The 16,323-nt window shown below is 46.8% G+C and carries 13 protein-coding genes; 5 read left to right on the forward strand and 8 right to left on the reverse strand.

Going from position 1 to position 16,323, the window contains the following annotated elements:
- Positions 1-4 precede the first annotated feature (4 nt).
- Positions 5-673, forward strand: a complete 669-nt coding sequence (locus CS948_RS01210) for a DUF4843 domain-containing protein (protein ID WP_176554856.1) — start codon at positions 5-7, stop codon at positions 671-673.
- A gap of 24 nt (positions 674-697) precedes the next feature.
- On the forward strand, positions 698-2,254 hold the full coding sequence (locus CS948_RS01215) for a PKD-like family lipoprotein (RefSeq protein WP_176554857.1): 1,557 nt from the start codon (positions 698-700) through the stop codon (positions 2,252-2,254).
- 75 nt (positions 2,255-2,329) lie between these two features.
- Here the strand turns inward: CS948_RS01215 and CS948_RS01220 are convergent, their stop codons facing one another.
- Positions 2,330-2,908 (reverse strand): sigma-70 family RNA polymerase sigma factor, encoded by a 579-nt coding sequence (locus CS948_RS01220; RefSeq protein ID WP_099289926.1) that lies wholly within the window; start codon positions 2,906-2,908, stop codon positions 2,330-2,332.
- Between the two features lie 180 nt (positions 2,909-3,088).
- Here CS948_RS01220 and prfA point away from each other — a divergent pair, with 180 nt between their 5' ends.
- Both prfA and pyrF read left to right on the forward strand, forming a co-directional pair.
- The gene (gene prfA / locus CS948_RS01225) at positions 3,089-4,174 is read left to right on the forward strand and encodes a peptide chain release factor 1 (RefSeq protein ID WP_099289927.1); all 1,086 of its coding nucleotides are present in this window, start codon (positions 3,089-3,091) and stop codon (positions 4,172-4,174) included.
- Positions 4,175-4,210: 36 nt separating this feature from the next.
- The gene (gene pyrF, locus CS948_RS01230) at positions 4,211-5,038 is read left to right on the forward strand and encodes an orotidine-5'-phosphate decarboxylase (protein ID WP_099289928.1); all 828 of its coding nucleotides are present in this window, start codon (positions 4,211-4,213) and stop codon (positions 5,036-5,038) included.
- Between the two features lie 203 nt (positions 5,039-5,241).
- Here the strand turns inward: pyrF and CS948_RS01235 are convergent, their stop codons facing one another.
- From CS948_RS01235 to CS948_RS01250, 4 genes are all read right to left on the reverse strand, one after another.
- Positions 5,242-5,805 carry an AAA family ATPase gene (locus CS948_RS01235; RefSeq protein ID WP_099289929.1) on the reverse strand — a complete coding sequence of 188 codons (564 nt, stop codon included), beginning with the start codon at positions 5,803-5,805 and terminating at the stop codon, positions 5,242-5,244.
- 5 nt (positions 5,806-5,810) lie between these two features.
- Positions 5,811-6,635 carry an HAD family hydrolase gene (locus CS948_RS01240; protein WP_099289930.1) on the reverse strand — a complete coding sequence of 275 codons (825 nt, stop codon included), beginning with the start codon at positions 6,633-6,635 and terminating at the stop codon, positions 5,811-5,813.
- 101 nt (positions 6,636-6,736) lie between these two features.
- Positions 6,737-7,603, reverse strand: a complete 867-nt coding sequence (locus CS948_RS01245; RefSeq protein ID WP_099289931.1) for a pyridoxamine kinase — start codon at positions 7,601-7,603, stop codon at positions 6,737-6,739.
- Between the two features lie 39 nt (positions 7,604-7,642).
- Complete coding sequence (locus tag CS948_RS01250) at positions 7,643-9,937, reverse strand: ATP-binding protein (RefSeq protein ID WP_099289932.1); 2,295 nt, start codon at positions 9,935-9,937, stop codon at positions 7,643-7,645.
- A 615-nt stretch (positions 9,938-10,552) separates the two neighbouring features.
- Between CS948_RS01250 and CS948_RS01255 the strand changes: the two genes are divergently transcribed.
- On the forward strand, positions 10,553-12,733 hold the full coding sequence (locus CS948_RS01255) for a glutamine synthetase III (protein WP_099289933.1): 2,181 nt from the start codon (positions 10,553-10,555) through the stop codon (positions 12,731-12,733).
- 83 nt (positions 12,734-12,816) lie between these two features.
- On the opposite strand, the gene CS948_RS01260 is transcribed toward CS948_RS01255, so the two are convergent.
- The 3 genes from CS948_RS01260 to CS948_RS01270 all read right to left on the reverse strand — a co-directional run bounded on the left by CS948_RS01260 (position 12,817) and on the right by CS948_RS01270 (position 16,193).
- Positions 12,817-13,836 (reverse strand): META domain-containing protein, encoded by a 1,020-nt coding sequence (locus CS948_RS01260; RefSeq protein WP_255301824.1) that lies wholly within the window; start codon positions 13,834-13,836, stop codon positions 12,817-12,819.
- 153 nt (positions 13,837-13,989) lie between these two features.
- Positions 13,990-15,489: a GH3 auxin-responsive promoter family protein gene (locus CS948_RS01265; protein WP_099289935.1), complete on the reverse strand. Its 1,500-nt coding sequence runs from the start codon at positions 15,487-15,489 to the stop codon at positions 13,990-13,992.
- A 98-nt stretch (positions 15,490-15,587) separates the two neighbouring features.
- Positions 15,588-16,193, reverse strand: coding sequence for a ribonuclease HII (locus CS948_RS01270; RefSeq protein ID WP_099289936.1), 606 nt, complete (start codon positions 16,191-16,193; stop codon positions 15,588-15,590).
- Positions 16,194-16,323: the final 130 nt, after the last annotated feature.

Here is a 16,323-nt window from a genome sequence, read left to right on the forward strand (position 1 = left end):
AGAGATGAACAGGTGGTTTATAATCAGTATACTTTTGATGATATTTCTGGCATCGTGTGAAAAAGACCAGATAGGACGTTATGACTTGGAGCGTTACGTGTATTTTACCATGACCGAGGAGCAGGATACCGTTTTGGCTTTCTCCAAGTATGTTGGTGCTGAATCTTACGATTTGTATTTTGAGGTCAACTTGATGGGACAACTTTTGACAACCCCCTTGGCTTTTAAGTTGGCGGTCGTGGATACTTTGACAACAGCTTCCCCGGAACAATATGATTTTGATACGCAACCTCTTTTTGGGGCAAATCAGGATAAGGATACGATCAAAGTTACCTTGAAGAAGACTCCGGCATTGAAAGACAAGGAGGACACTTTGACGATAGCCGTGGTTGCCAACGAGAATTTTAACCCGGGATTTGAAGGAAAACGTTATATCAAGATTCGTTTTAATGATAAAGATGCCGCTCCTCTTTGGTGGGATGATACGTTTAAGATCTATTTCGGAGATTATTCCCGGGTTAAGCTTGATGCTTTGATTGCGTGTATCGGCATAACTGATTTTACGGGTGTCGAGGAACCGTTATTGAGAAAATACGCTATAGAACTGAAGAAGTATATCAAAGACAACAATATCACTGACAATGGAAAAGAGATAATTATTCCAGTGAATTAATTTGACCATTTAAAGAATATGAAGATGAAAAATATAATATGGTTGTTCGCTTTATTGCTGGCATTCTCGGGATGCTATGAAGATAAAGGGAATTATGATTATTCCGAAAGCAATAGTATCAGCATTGATATGGGAAACTCGATGTATTCGGCAACTTTCGACGAAACGATAAATATTGAACCGGTGTTTACGTTTGCGTTGGATAGTAATGAAACAGGATTAACGTATGAATGGAGATTGGAGAATAAATTTCTATCCGATAAGCGGAATCTTTCTTTCCACGTGGATACGATAATGAAAGGGAACTGTTATCTTCGGGTTTTGGATACCAAAACGGGTATCACTTATTCTGCATATACTATTTTTAATTTGACCGAAAAGTTTAATAACCAAGGGTGGATGATTTTGTCGGAAAAGGATGGCGAATCATACTTGACCTATATAAGTGAAGCATCCGATGCTTCCGCTCCGGGAGGATTTGTTTACAAGGAAAATCCGGGTGTTTATCAACAAGAGAATCACGTCAAGTTGGGCGGAAAGCCGGTAGGATTATTGGAGCATTTTTATTTCGGTACATCATCCTCTAATACGTGGGTATTATTGGATGGTGCGGAAACGGTGGATTTGAGCGGGCTTTCTTTTAAGAAAGAAATTACATTAAAAGAGAGTTTTATTGATGAACAATTGCCTGTTGGCTTTACCCCGTTGAAGATGGCTGAAATGAGATGGATCTCGGCGGTGATTAATAAGAAAGACCATAAAGTATACACGCGGAAAAAGATTTCCGATAAATCGTATTTTACCGGTTCTTTCTTGGATAATCCATTGCAATATAACGGGGAAGACCTGTATGTGACGGATTTTGTTATCGCTCCGTCCAATGGTCCCGGTTACACGTTGATGGTGGAAGGAAAGAAAGGACATCAACGTTATCTGGCTTTAATTGACAAGGATAAGAGTAATGCAGGGAAGGTATTACCATTGACCGTGTCCAAATACCCGGATGGTTTCTCTCGTTTGGACAATTTGGGAGATATGGAGGTTGTCTATACCGGATACAATCGGGACGGATCAAACGGTTCCGGTAAAAATCGATATCATTCCATATTGAGAGATCCCGATGGCGTTTATTATTATCAGGATTTTGTAATTGCGAAGATGAGTGGAACGTCTTCTGTTGTTGCGACCCCGGGCAGACAAACGAAATTTGATGTGGAAAATATCCTTGATGAAACCACGTTGTTTAATATAGCTGCTTATCCTATATCTACATATATGATGATAGCTCATGGACCCGATCTGTATATCATTGAACGTGCTAATATCGGTAAGGATAATATGCAGACGTTCGTGAAGTTGTACAAGCATTTTGATGCTGATATTACTGCATTGGATTCTGAATCATACCAGAGCTATCGTTTAGGCGTGGGGCTGGAGAATGGGAAGTTCTACGTGTTGAATATGAAAGATGGAATAAATGATGAAAGCAAGCGTGTGATTTACGAGGCAGAAGCTAACGTGGGTAAAGTGGTGGATGTTCGTTATCGGATTCAGAAAGGTAATAACTGGACATCGAATTAAAGAGATACTTTTTGTTTTGCGAAAGAGAGGGCTGAAATGAATCATATTTCAGCTCTCTTTGTATATTCTCTTCATTTAAATACTATGATACAATTCGAGCAACATCATGAAAAGCATGAATGCCGAGTAATCCTTACGGGAAAGAAGATATTCGGTAAGTTTCTTTTTGCTGCTTTTCTTGTAGGACTTCACGGTTTCGACAGAGAGTTGCAGGCGTTCGGCAATATCGACATTACTCAGTCCTTCGAGTGATAACAGCATGACTTCCTTGCTTTGTGGCGAGAGGTTGTCCAGCGCGGAGAGGAGTAACGAATAGACATCTTCCTCGATTGTTTTCTGCTCGAAAAATTCATCACTAAGATATAGTTCTTCCTGCAAAAATTCTTGTTTGATCTTCTCGTGACGCAGGTGATTGAGGCATTTGTTGCGAAGGGAGTTGTACAGGTATGATTTAAGATGCAACAGGTTCTCGAATTTTGTTTTTACGTCCAGTAAGGCGATAAAGACTTCTTGAACCAGATCGCGGGCAACATCTTGATTGGAAACATAATGATCGGCAAACAACACGAGAGGCGTATAATATTCATTATACAAGTGTTCGTATGCTTCATTTCGGTTTGACGAAAGCATTTTTAATAGTTCCTTTTCATCCATGTACAATATCTTCAAATCCAGAGTATAATATAATGCAAATATAAAATATTCAACTCAATTTTACACGTGTTCTATCTTAAAAGTATTAAAGAGTTGATGTTACACTTGTTCTATTCCCGGGTGGGGGCTTTTTTTCTCCTGATAATTTATTAAATTCGCGACAAATCTAATTAGACATATATGAGTGATAATTCCCTATTAGAAAAATTAGAGGTATTTTATATCCGATTCCGCGAGATCGGGCAGTTGATTACAGACCCCGAGGTGATTCAGGATATGAATCGTTTCGTGAAACTGAATAAGGAGTATCGGGAGCTGGAGCAGATCGTGGAGGCGGGTGACGAGTTGAAGAGTGCGGTGAAATCTTATGACGAGGCACAAGAGATATTGAACACGGAGAACGACAAGGAGTTGCGGGAGATGGCGGAGATGGAGATCGAAGAACTGGAAACGAAGATACCGGAACTGGAAACCAAGATTAAAATGTTGTTGGTGCCTGCCGACCCGGAAGATTCGAAAAATGTTATTCTGGAAATCCGTGCCGGAACGGGTGGTGACGAGGCGAGCCTCTTTGCCGGTGATTTGTTTCGTATGTACACGAAGTATTGCGAGTCAAAGCGTTGGAAGATCGAGATCACGAATTACAGTGAGGGTACTTCCGGCGGTTACAAGGAGATCGTGGCGAATATATCGGGCGACGGGGTGTACGGGATCATGAAATACGAATCGGGGGTTCACCGCGTGCAACGGGTTCCGGCAACGGAAACACAGGGACGCGTGCATACCTCGGCGGCTACCGTGGCGGTATTGCCGGAAGCGGAAGAGGTAGACGTGGTTCTGAACCCGGCTGATATACGGAAAGATACCTATTGTTCTTCCGGTCCCGGCGGACAGTCCGTGAACACGACCTATTCGGCTATCCGTTTGACACATATCCCCACGGGTATCGTGGTGACTTGTCAGGACGAGAAGTCGCAGTTGAAAAACTTGGCGAAGGCTATGACCGAGTTACGTTCGCGTATTTACGCTATCGAACACCAGAAGTATATGGACGAGATCGCCACGAAACGGAAAACGATGGTATCCACGGGTGACCGTTCGGCAAAGATCCGCACGTATAATTACCCGCAAGGACGGGTGACCGATCACCGGATCAATTTGACCTTGTACAATCTGGCGGCAGTGATGGACGGTGAGATCGGCGAGATTATCGAGAAATTGCAGATAGAGGAGAATACGGAGAAGCTGAAAGAGAGCGGATTCTAGGAAGTGAAAAGATAAAAATTAAAAGCTGAAAGTTTTATGACCTATAATGAACTGTTTGAGCAGGTAAAGAAGAAGAAATCCTTTTTGTGTGTCGGTTTGGATTCTGATATCAAGAAGATACCGCAACATTTGATGGATGCCGAAGATCCGGTGTTCGAGTTCAACAAGGCAATCGTGGATGCCACGGCGGACGTGGCAATTGCTTACAAGCCGAATATCGCTTTTTACGAGAGTCGGGGTGTTGAGGGATGGATCACGTTAGAAAAGACCGTGAAATACATTAAATCCACCTACCCGGAGATATTTACGATCGCTGATGCCAAGCGGGGAGATATCGGGAACACTTCCGAGATGTACGCTCGTGCTTTTCTCGAAACACTGGAGTTCGATTCTATCACGGTGGCTCCTTACATGGGGGAGGATTCCGTTACGCCTTTCTTGAAATACGAGGGGAAATGGGTGATATTGTTAGCGTTGACCTCAAACAAAGGTGCTTTTGATTTCCAATTCTTCGAGGAAAACGGTGAGAAGTTGTATGAAAGAGTATTGCATAAATCCCAAGAATGGGGTAACGATCGGAATATGATGTACGTGGTTGGTGCCACGAAAGCGGAGATGCTGTCGGGCATCCGCGACATCGTGCCGAATCACTTCTTGCTGGTGCCGGGTGTCGGTGCTCAAGGCGGTAGTCTTGAAGAAGTGGCAAAGTACGGGATGAACGCCCACTGTGGTCTGATCGTGAATTCTTCCCGCGGAATTATCTTTGCGGATAAAACCGAGAACTTTGCTACCCGTGCTCGCGAGGAAGCCGTGAAGTTGCAACAACAAATGGCTGAATTGTTGGCAGCGAGAGGGATTATTTGATCTGATGTTATCATATAAAGAACAAGAGGAGAGGGTGTTTTGACATCCCTCCTTTTTTTATACCCAATTCGAGGAGAGATTCTCAAGAGTTCGGCTCGCGATTATTAAATAAAGTCGAGTTAGAGCCGATAGGAGTCGTCTTTGAACGTGTCCGGAATCCAAGGTATTCCCCGTGTTTTTCTCGAAAAGGGGAGAAATTCTTCCTAAACGTGTTTGTAATCGAGTGATTGGCTGATTTGTCGTAGTACAAAGTCAGCCCGTTCCGCGGGTGTCGCTTTTGGAACAAGGGTGAGATCGTAGCCGATGGATTGGTAGGTGGCAGCCATCGTGTGGTAGGTGTCAATGGCTTCTTGATAGGTTTGTTTGCGCTCGGGGTCGGTATGGTATATTTCGGCCCAAGGCGGGAGAATAAATATGCGGGTATTGTAGCGATAGTCGGCGCAGGCTTGCGGGAGTTCGGAAAAGAGTGGTTGATTGGTGAGATGAGCGTAGGCGAGGGTATCGGGGATACCCCGGTCGAAGAAGAGGGTTTCGTTGCGGGATACGTTCTCTTGATAGGAGTCAACGGAACGGGAGAGCATCAGCCGGGTATACGCGGGTATATTGCCCCAAGGAAGAGCATTCCCGTTTTGTGCCGATTGTTCCCGGATGATCTCCCGGGCGACTTCGGGAATGCAGGGAAAACCCCGTTGTTGCAGTTGTTCTAGTAGGGTAGTCTTGCCTACACCGGGACCTCCGGTGATGATGATGAAATTTGGTTTATACATCACGTTTATAAAGTTAGTGCGGTATGGATAAATTCTGCCAGCCCGTTGTTCGTGTCGCTGGTGACATTGTTGAACTTGCCCCGTAGCGGTTCGGGGGCGTTGGCGACGATGAACGGGTGCCCGCAACGTTCGAGAAAGTCGATATCGTTGTAGTCGTTCCCCAGCCCGGCACACTCGTCATAGCGAATATCAAGTTGGTCGAGCAGAATTTGGCAGGAGGAACCTTTGTTCACGTCCCGGGCGAATATTTCCGTCCATATCGCTTGATTGTCGATCGGGGAGGTGGAGCGGATTACCGAGTATCCGGATAGTTTCTCTTGAATCTCCCCGTGGAGTTGCAATTGTTTGGAGTCGAGTATCACGAGAAATTGCGTGGCTCCGCCGCGTATGTCCCGTGTGCTTTGAATGGAAGTACCTAGTCCGGGATAGTTTTCTACGCGTCGGCGGAAGTCCTCGTGCAAGGGAGAGGTGTTGCGGTACAGGAAGTGGTGATTGTCGGGAATCGGTTGTTGTATGGTGAAATTGATGTCGTATTCCCACAACATGGTGGCGATATCCAGTGTTTCTTCCTGGGATAGTTCCCGGGTACAGAGAAGGCGTTGGTCGTTCCAATGCATGATGCCTGCGCCCGAGGAGAATACCATGTAATCAATGGGAAGTCCTTCCGGCAAAGCGTTACGAAACGAAAATACGGAACGTCCCGTTGCCAGAACGCGGGTGATTCCCGCGCGTCCGGCTTCTTCCAATGCTTTTTTGTTTTCTTCGCTGAGCGAATTCCAACCGCGCGGGAGCGTGGTTCCGTCCAGATCGATAATGATAGCCCTTATCATATTTTAGATTTAATGATTTATGATTTTAGATTTTTCCCCGCTTGCCGGCGTTCTTTCCCTTCAAGAGAAGTTTCGCTTCTGTCATTTTCAATTTTCAACTTTCAATTTTCAATTGTTACAAGTTCATACTTGTAGTAAGGCAGAGGTTCGTTGAGGTAGTGTAGCACTTTCTCTTGGTTCATGCCGTCCAGCGGGTTGTGGTTGTACCCGAAGGTGGATTTGATACCCATGTTGATGAAATGGACGGCTCGGTCGAGGGCTTCCGGGAGGCTGTCACCGTTGAGCATGCAGCCCGTGATGACACTGGCGAAAGCGTCGCCCGTTCCGGGATAGGAAGCCGGGACGTAGTCGCACAGCACGCGCCACGTGCGTCCGTCCAGTTTGTTGTACGCGAGAGTGGCGACGTTGCACGTGTTGCTTCCGGGGGCGGAAGTGATGATCACGTGTTCGGGGCCGAGTTCGCTGAGTTGGTTACACCATTTGACAGCCTCTTCCACGGATATTTCTTTGCGGGGATTGCGTCCCAACAGGAATGCGGCTTCCGTGAGGTTGGGGGTGATTACTTTGGCCTTCGAGCAGAGTTGTCGCATGCCCTCGATCATATCGGGTGTCATGCTGGAATATAATGTCCCGTGATCTCCCAACACGGGATCGACCAGTATAAAATTATTATTGTCTTTGAAATAGTCGAAGAAGTCGCTGACGATTCCCATTTGTTTCACGGAAGCGAGGTAGCCCGTGTAAATCGCGTCGAAATGAAGGTTCAGTTCTTTCCAGTGTTCGATGAATGTTTCCATGTAATCGGTCAGATCGAGGGAACGAAAGTCCTTGTACTCGCTATGGGCGGACAGTATGGCCGTCGGCAACGGGCATACCTGATAACCCATGTGCGTGAGAATGGGGATGGCCACGGTCAAGGATGCCCTTCCATAGCCGGACAGGTCGTGTATTGCGGCAATTTTCTTCATGTCATTTCATTATCTTGAGTCTTCAAAGATAATAAAAAATCAATGAACGGGCATATAGGGGAGGGTAAACCAGAACGTGGAACCTTGTCCGACGGTGGAGTCCACCCCGATTTTGCCGCCTAATTTAGTGATAATGGTTTCACTGATTGCCAGTCCGAGTCCCGTGCCTTGCGAGAAGGTGTTCAATTTGGTGAAACGGTCAAACACTTTCTTCAGTTTTTCGGGTGCGATACCGCAACCGGTGTCCTTCACGTAAAAGCAGAGAGTTCGCGGATCGATTAGTTTGTACCCGGTACGAATGCTGCCGTTTGTCGTGAACTTGAGCGCATTCGTGATGAAATTGTGGAGCACTTGTGCTACCCGGTTCCTTTCCGTCCGGATGATACATTCCGGAAGACGTTCTTCAACGAGGAATTTGACGGGAGTATCCGTGTCCATTTTCAACCGGGTACTTTGTTCTATTTCATCGAGCAATATATTTATGTCCACCTCAGTGTACACGAATTCAAGAGTTCCGGCCTCGATTTTCGAAAGGTCGAGGATGTCGTTGATCAGTTGTAACAACAGGTTGTTATTGTTGTTTATGATGTTGAGATATTCTTGTTTTTCCTTTTCATCCGTGGTGTACGCCAGAATCTCGGAGAACCCGACAATGGAGTTGAGCGGGGTACGTATTTCGTGACTCATGTTGGCGAGGAATGCCGACTTTAGACGATTGCTCTCTTCGGCTTGTTCCTTGGCGTCCCGGAGGTTTTGTTCCATGCGTTTTTGTTCGGTAATCACGACGCTTGAACCGATGATGGTTTTCGGTCGGCCGTTCACGTCATACTCGTACACGGCCCCTTGTTTGTTTATCCATTCGTATTCCCGGTCGTTGTACCAATGCACGAGGTATTCCTCGTGAAATTCTTCCCGTTTCCCGGAGAGCAGTTCTTCGAAGACGGAACGCATATGCTCCCGGAAGTCCGGGTGTATGGAATTGATATATTTTTCGACTTTACAATAGTATTTGCCGTCAATAGCTTCTTTGGTGTCCTCGTGGTGGTATATAGAATAGTCGCACGAGAAAGTTTGAGAGGGTACGTCGCAGTCCCACGGTAGCACGTGTGCCAGACTGAGAACAGAGGAAAGGGTGGAGTTCGTGATTTCCAGTTTTTCTTTGGCGTCGCGTAGTGATTCCTCCAGTTTTTTGTGGTCGTTGATCGAACAGGAAGTCCCGATAAGACGGGGAGATTGTTTGTTCGATGCAGGTTTTTCCAGTTGAGCTTGAATTTCGATCCATTGGTATATTCCTTTTTTCCGGTAATCTGCCCGGAAGAGGATGATGAGCTGTTGCACTTCCTGCCGGATAAGGCTTTGAAACCCTGTTTTTACTCGCTCGATGTCTTCCGGGTGAACCGCCTCGAAAAAGGCTTCGAGGGGAATTTCCGTGTCCCATTTTAATGTTTCGCTGTATATGCCCTTTAGTTGCAGGGAATCCATGATAAATTTCTTCGCTTCAATGTCATACATCCAGAGAAGATGCTTGGAGATATGCAGGGCGAGGGACAATTTTTGAGTGATGGACTCTATCTCTTCCCGTTGTGCCTGCAATTCGGTAATGTCAAAGGAACTGCAAACCAGCCAATTGTTGTCTTCATGAGTGAAGATATTCTTGGTGATCATGAGCGTGTGTTCCTTACCGTCAGCCATGATGAATTTCTCGATTCCTTGGTATGAGCCTTTTTCCGCGAATAGTTTCCTGTCAAATTCCTGCAATGTTTTTGCTTGTTCTTTATTCATGAAAATATCTTCGGTCTGCCCGAGGATTTGTCGCGCCGTGGCTCCGAACATTTCTGATTTTTTACTCCAGAATATATAGCGCCCCGTGTTCATGTCTTTGATTGAAGTGGGGATAGCTGTATTTTCCAACACTTGACCGAGGAAAAATTGAAGTTTCTCGGATTCTATGCGATGGAGCGTGTATTCCGTGATGTCACGCAAGAACGCGATTACTTTATTGCCGGGGAGAACTGCCGTGCAGGTTTCGAAATAATAGGGCTGACCTTGCGTGGGCAGGCAAACATCAAAACGCAGGGAGGTGTTTGACACGAGCGTCTTCGTTATTTGTTGACAGAAATAATCCCGTTCCGAGGGTGAAGTTATCAGTTCATGTAACTGTTTGCCGATCATTTCTTCTGCGGGAAGGGGTAATTGCTCCCGGATGGGGTTGATAATATCCATGATATGATGCGTTTCATCGAAGATGAGCATCATGTCCGGGAAAGCTGCTATAATGGCTTTCAGTATATCTTCGGGGCCTTGATTTTCAAGGGAAGTAGTACCGTGTAACATATTGTTGATTTTAGTAGGACCTCACTATATAGCTGTTATAACGGAACAAAGTTAATGTTTTTATTCATGTATCGGGTAAATTATCGGTATTTGATGTTGAATTTTAAATTTTAGATGTTGGAAACCTCTCCGGCATTGTCTTTTATTTGTGTTATTTTTGTTTTTAGTCGCTAAATTTAATCCTATTTCCGCGAAGTGTCGAGAGCGGTTGTAAATTGCTGGCAAAAAGAGTGTTGCACGTTTTTTTTGTTTTTGCCCTCTCGTAACCCGCGCCGGCAAAGGGCTGAGCGGGTATTTAGCCTGCTTGTAGCCTGCTGAAACCTTGCTGATAGCTTGCTATAGCAGGCTATCAGCAATATATAAACAATATATATTTAGTTAATAGACATTGTGCTCCCTTTGACGTGTTGCTGTTTCTTTGTTCTGTCATTCTGGATGAAGCGAAGAATGTTATATGAAATTCGCGTGAGGGGTGGTCGTTTGGGGGGTGTTTTTCTTTTAAAATGTATTTTATTTGATTTTTGATATAAAAAATAGGGGGTGTTCGTGTAAAATAATGGATATTTTGTATATTTGCCCCGATAAAAATAGGGCTCATTCTAAAAATACAAATTTATGGCAAAATTCAGATTCTTAGCTTTGCAGGAAATCACCCGTCGTAAACCCGTGGAACGCGGGGAATTACCCCGGTGTTCTGCTGTTTTTGGCGAAAGCGTGTTTTCGATGGACAAGATGAGGCATTATCTTTCGATCGAGGCTTACAAGAAGTTGGAGAGGGCGATGGTGGAGGGAAGTGTCATTGATCGGGGATTGGCGGATCAAGTGGCTTCGGCGATGAAGGCATGGGCGGTAGAAAGAGGGGTTACTCATTACACGCATTGGTTTCATCCCTTGAATGGTGCGACGGCGGAGAAACACGATTCTTTTATTGATTTGTTGCCGGACGGTGACGTGATCGAGTGCTTTGACGGGCGATTACTGGTGCAGCAGGAACCCGATGCATCCAGTTTCCCGAACGGGGGGATTCGCAACACGTTCGAGGCGCGCGGTTACACGGCGTGGGACCCGGCTTCTCCGGCTTTTATTAATAATCGCACGTTGTGTATCCCGACCGTGTTCGTGGCGTACACGGGGGAGGCGCTTGATTTCAAGACTCCTTTGTTGAAGGCGTTGGCGTTGATTGACCGGGCGGCGGTGGATATTTGCCAGTATTTCGACAAGGACGTGAAGCGGGTTTTAGCCACGTTGGGCTGGGAACAGGAATACTTTTTGGTAGATGAGGCTTTGTATAATGCCCGTCCCGATTTGAAGTTGTGCGGGCGGACGTTGATGGGACATTCCTCGGCGAAGGATCAGCAGTTGGAAGACCAGTATTTCGGCTCTATCCCGGCACGGGTGACCGCTTTTATGGACGAGCTGGAACACGAGTGTCATTGTCTTGGCATCCCGATTAAAACACGTCATAACGAGGTGGCACCGAATCAGTTCGAGTGTGCCCCGATCTTCGAGGAGGCGAATCTGGCGGTGGATCACAACCAGTTGCTGATGTCCACGATGAAGCGGGTGGCACGGCGTCATAATTTCCGCGTGCTTTTGCACGAGAAGCCGTACAAGGGGGTGAACGGTTCCGGGAAGCATAATAATTGGTCGTTGATGACCGACACGGGGGTGAATTTGTTATCCCCGGGCAAGAACCCGAAATCGAATATGCAGTTTTTGGTTTTCTTGGTGTCGACGATCAGGGCGGTATACGAGCATGGCGATTTGTTGAAAGCCTCTATCGTTTCGTTGGGTAATGAGGCCCGCTTGGGTGGGGACGAGGCTCCTCCCGTGATTATGTCTGTTTTTCTCGGTAATTATCTTTCCGGGGTATTGGACGAGTTGGTGGAGAAAGTGAGCGACCGGAAAATGAGCCCGGACGAGAAGACGGAATTGAAGTTGAACGTGGGCAAGATCCCGGAAATCATGCTGGATAACACGGATCGTAATCGTACTTCTCCTTTCGCCTTTACCGGGAATCGGTTTGAATTTCGGGCGGTGGGTTCTTCTGCCAATTGCGGGGGACCGATGATCGCGCTGAACGCAGCGGTGGCTGAACAGTTGATTCATTTCAAACAAGAAACGGATGCCTTGATAGACAAGGGGGTGAAGAAGGATGAAGCGATATTTCAAGTGCTGCGTAAATATATTATCGAGTCGAAACTCGTGCGTTTCGAGGGGAACGGGTACAGCAAGGAGTGGAAAGAGGAAGCGGAGCGTCGCGGCCTGTCGACGGAGGTCGATTGCGTGCCCGCGCTGAAGGCTTATTGCTCGGGGAAGGCAAAACGATTGCTGGTGGACAGCGGTATCCTGAGTGAACGGGAGTTGAAGGCGCGGTTCGAGATCAAGAACGAGATATACTTGAAGAAGTTGCAGATCGAATCGCGGGTATTGGGTGATTTGGTTTTAAATCACGTGATCCCGACGGCTATTTCGTACCAGAACACGTTGTTGACGAACGTGACTTCTTTGAAGGCCATTTTGCCGGATTACGAGCAGGTGGCTGATGTGCAGATTGACGAGATTCGTACTATTTCCCATCATATCCGGGAGCTCCAGAAGATGGTGTCGGACATGACTGAGGCGCGTAAACAAGCTAACACGATCTCCGACGAGGTGAAACGTGCCGAGGAGTACACGATAAACGTGCGTCCCTACTTGGAAAAAATCCGTTATCACGTGGATAAGTTGGAGTTGCTTGTAGATGATGAGATTTGGCCGTTGCCGAAATACCGGGAATTGCTGTTCTCTCGTTGAGAATGAGTTTATAAGGTTTGTAAAGTTTATAAGGTTCATAAAGTAACTTTACAAACTTTATGAACCTTACAAACTTTATAAACTTATTTCTTCTTTTCCTGTAAATTCAGTACTTTCCCGTCGGGAAGGGTGAGTTTTGCTTCGGTTCCTTTGCCGATGAGGCTTACGTTATCTTTCTCGTAACGGTAACCGGAAGCCATTACTTGTTGCGGTAACTCGTAAGTTTGCTCGTCGAGGGTAACCACGGCAAGTTCTTCGTTCGGGTAAAAGGTTACATTTACTTGGTAGAGCATTTTGGTTTTGCCGTCACCTCCTTGAAATACGGCGTTGATGACGCTATTCGGGGTTTCCGTGTAAAGGGTTTGCGCCCGTTGCTCGATAATCCATTGTCCGTTTACTTGGCGTACATTGTAAGTGTCGTCATCTTCCACGTTCCACGCGTATCCGCCATTCGGGAGGCTGCGTCTGTCAAGGACGGGGTGATTCTCCACGTTCGGGAGGAATACTTCCACTTGCGCGGAGTCAGCCGAGAACACGATAAAAGCGGAAGTCGCGGCTTCCGGATCATTCACCGGATTCATGCGAACCCCCTTTTCAAACAATCGGATGCAGTCTTTTTTCACTTCAGACCAAGTGAAGCCGGCAGCAGCGTTACACCCGTGATTGTCGTTGGCCACGCCTACTTTAGGATCGGCTTTCGTGAATACCAGAGTCATTTTTTTATCCTTGTCGGTGAACTTCAGTTCTCCGTTTTCCACGGAATAAGAGGTCATGGCGGCGAGAGCCTTCACGAATTGATCCTCGAACTTCAAGTCGGGGCAGGCCATCATGGTCATACCTCCCGGTTCCAGTTTGATGGTGTTGCCCTCGGTAGAATACCTTCCGAAGAAACGGTTACACCCGGCGAAACCGTACATGGTATTGGTGTCCGTGAGGATGATGGTTGGAACTCTTTGAGAAAGGGCTACTTTCTCGTTGTTGTTTGTCATTTCTTTCAGTTGCCACTCGTTGGCGGTCAACGCCGCCTTGTTGCCCGTGTTGCTTTTGCATCCCGCGAAGGCGAAAACCGTGGCGATCATCATTAAAATTGTTGTTCTTCTCATGTGTGTGTTATTTTTACGCGAATATACGTAGAGAAAATATAAAAGTTTAGGGATAACGGGAAAAGATTTACCGGATACCGATGCTATTGAAACATTGGTATCCGGTTAAGCGATTCTTTGTTTTGCACTTTCACACCCCGGGTATGATGGTTATCACATTTTAAGCAATTCTTCGATATGCGTGCGGTCGTTCCATAATTGGGGTATTTTATTTTGTCCGCCGAGTTTGCCTTTTTCTTTTAGCCAGTCGATGAAAAGGTTCGGACGGGCGACGTGAAGAATAAGGCGTTGGAGTGACAGGAGGCGCTTGGCCTCGTAGTCGGAGTTCACGCGTTGAAGTTCTTTGTCAAGCATGTCGGCGAAAGTTTCCGGGTCGGAGGGAGGGGTTCCGAATTCGATGATCCACTCGTGGGCACCTTTTTTGTTCTCGTTCATGAAGACCGGGGCCGCAGTGAAATGGAGTACGGTGGCTCCGGTTTGTTCGCAAGCCCGGTTTAAAGCCGCGATAGCGTTGTCGATGATTAATTCTTCCCCGAAAGCGTTGATAAACAGTTTTGTGCGTCCGGTAATCTTGAATTTGTAGGGGCGGGTGGAGGTGAACTGAACGGTGTCGCCGATCATGTAGCGCCACAGTCCGCCGTTGGTGGAAATGACGATGGCGTAGTTGACGCCGGTTTCTACTTCTTCCAGCAGGAGCGCTTTCGGGCGGGATTTGCCCAGTTCGCTCATGGGTACGAACTCGTAATACACGCCGTAGTCGAGCATGAGTAGCATCGACGGGTCGGAGGGATCGTCTTGTAGTCCGAAAAAGCCCTCTGAGGCGTTGTATGTTTCGAGATATTTCATCTTCGGGTCGGGCAACAGGCGTTTGTACTGTTCCCGGTAGGGGGTGAAATTGATACCGCCGTGTATGAATAGTTCAAGGTTAGGCCATACCTCGTGGAGGTTGTCTTTGCCCGTGCGTTCGAGAATACGGTTGATGAGCGTGAGAAACCACGAGGGTACGCCCGCCAGACTGCGCACGTCTTCCTTGATGGTGGTTTCGCATATCTTTTCTATTTTCTCTTCCCAGTCGCCCATGAGCATGATGGATTGGTCGGGTGTCTTCATCATGTTTGCCCAGAAAGGCGTGTTCGAGATCAGGATGGCGGAGAGATCTCCGTAGCGGCAGTTGTTGTTTGTTTTGGAAATCTCACTGCTGCCGCCGAGAGCGAGAGTCTTCCCGTTGAATGCTTGAGCGTCGGGATAGAGGTTGTTGAAGATGGCTATCACGTCTTTGCCGCCCCGGAAGTGACATTCTTCCAGTGAAGTTTTACTCACGGGTATGAATTTGCTTTTGGCGGCGGTCGTCCCGGACGATTTGGCAAACCACGTGATGGGTTCCGGCCACAAGAGGTTTTGTTCCCCGTTCATCAGACGCTCGGAATAGGGAGCCAGTTCCTCGTAATGGATGATGGGTAACCGTTCCCGGTATTGTTCGGCAGTGAGGATGGAGGCAAAATCGTACTTCTGCCCGTATTCGGTGGTCGCGGCAGCGCGGAGTAATTCATCCAGCGTGTCACGTTGCACCTGCACGGGATTCGTTTTGAAGTACTCTATTTGCGTCAGTCGCTTGGACGAGAACATGGATATGATGGAGTTGATGATTGGCATATTGTAGATTTTAGATTTCTTGATTTATGATTTTGGATTAGATAATACCTTCCAGTTGATGAATGCTGTTTTTAATCGTAAATCGTAATTCATAAATCTTAAATATTAAAGTCTAGAGTTAGCTGGGGATCAAGCAGGGTGAAGCTGCGACGATGGAACGGGGTGATACCGTGTGTTGCGATGCCTTCCCGGTGTTTCTTGGTGGGGTAGCCCTTGTTACTTGCCCAGTCGTACACGGGGTAGCGCTCGTGCAATTGTTGCATGTACTCGTCCCGGTGAGTCTTCGCAAGTATCGAGGCGGCAGCGATTGCCATGTATTTGCCGTCACCTTTGATTATGCAATGATGTTCGATGTTCCCGTAAGGTTTGAAACGGTTGCCGTCCACGAGAATGTGCTGGGGGGTGACGCTCAATTGAGCCAATGCCCGGTGCATTCCCTCGATGGACGCGTTGAGGATGTTTATTTTGTCTATTTCCTCGTTGTCCACGGCGGCGACTGCCCACGCGAGAGCCTCCCGCTCGATGATTATTCTTAATTCGTCCCGTTTTTTTTCGGAGAGTTGTTTCGAGTCATTGAGCATTTCGTTGGAAAAGTTTTCCGGTAGAATGACTGCCGCGGCGAAGACGGGACCCGCCAGACAACCTCTTCCAGCCTCGTCACAACCGGCTTCTATTTTGTCCGAATAGTATTTTAATGTCAGCATACAGTAATCTAAAAGTTTAAGGCTACAAGTAGCGTTCGGGCAAATATACAAATAAAGTTCATAAGTCGGTTTATAAAGTTGAGCTTTCGGCTCCTAAAGTTTATAAAGTAACGGGCATCCTTCGGATAAG

The sequence above is a fragment of the Butyricimonas sp. Marseille-P3923 genome (assembly GCF_900184685.1).
GTDB lineage: Bacteria > Bacteroidota > Bacteroidia > Bacteroidales > Marinifilaceae > Butyricimonas > Butyricimonas muris.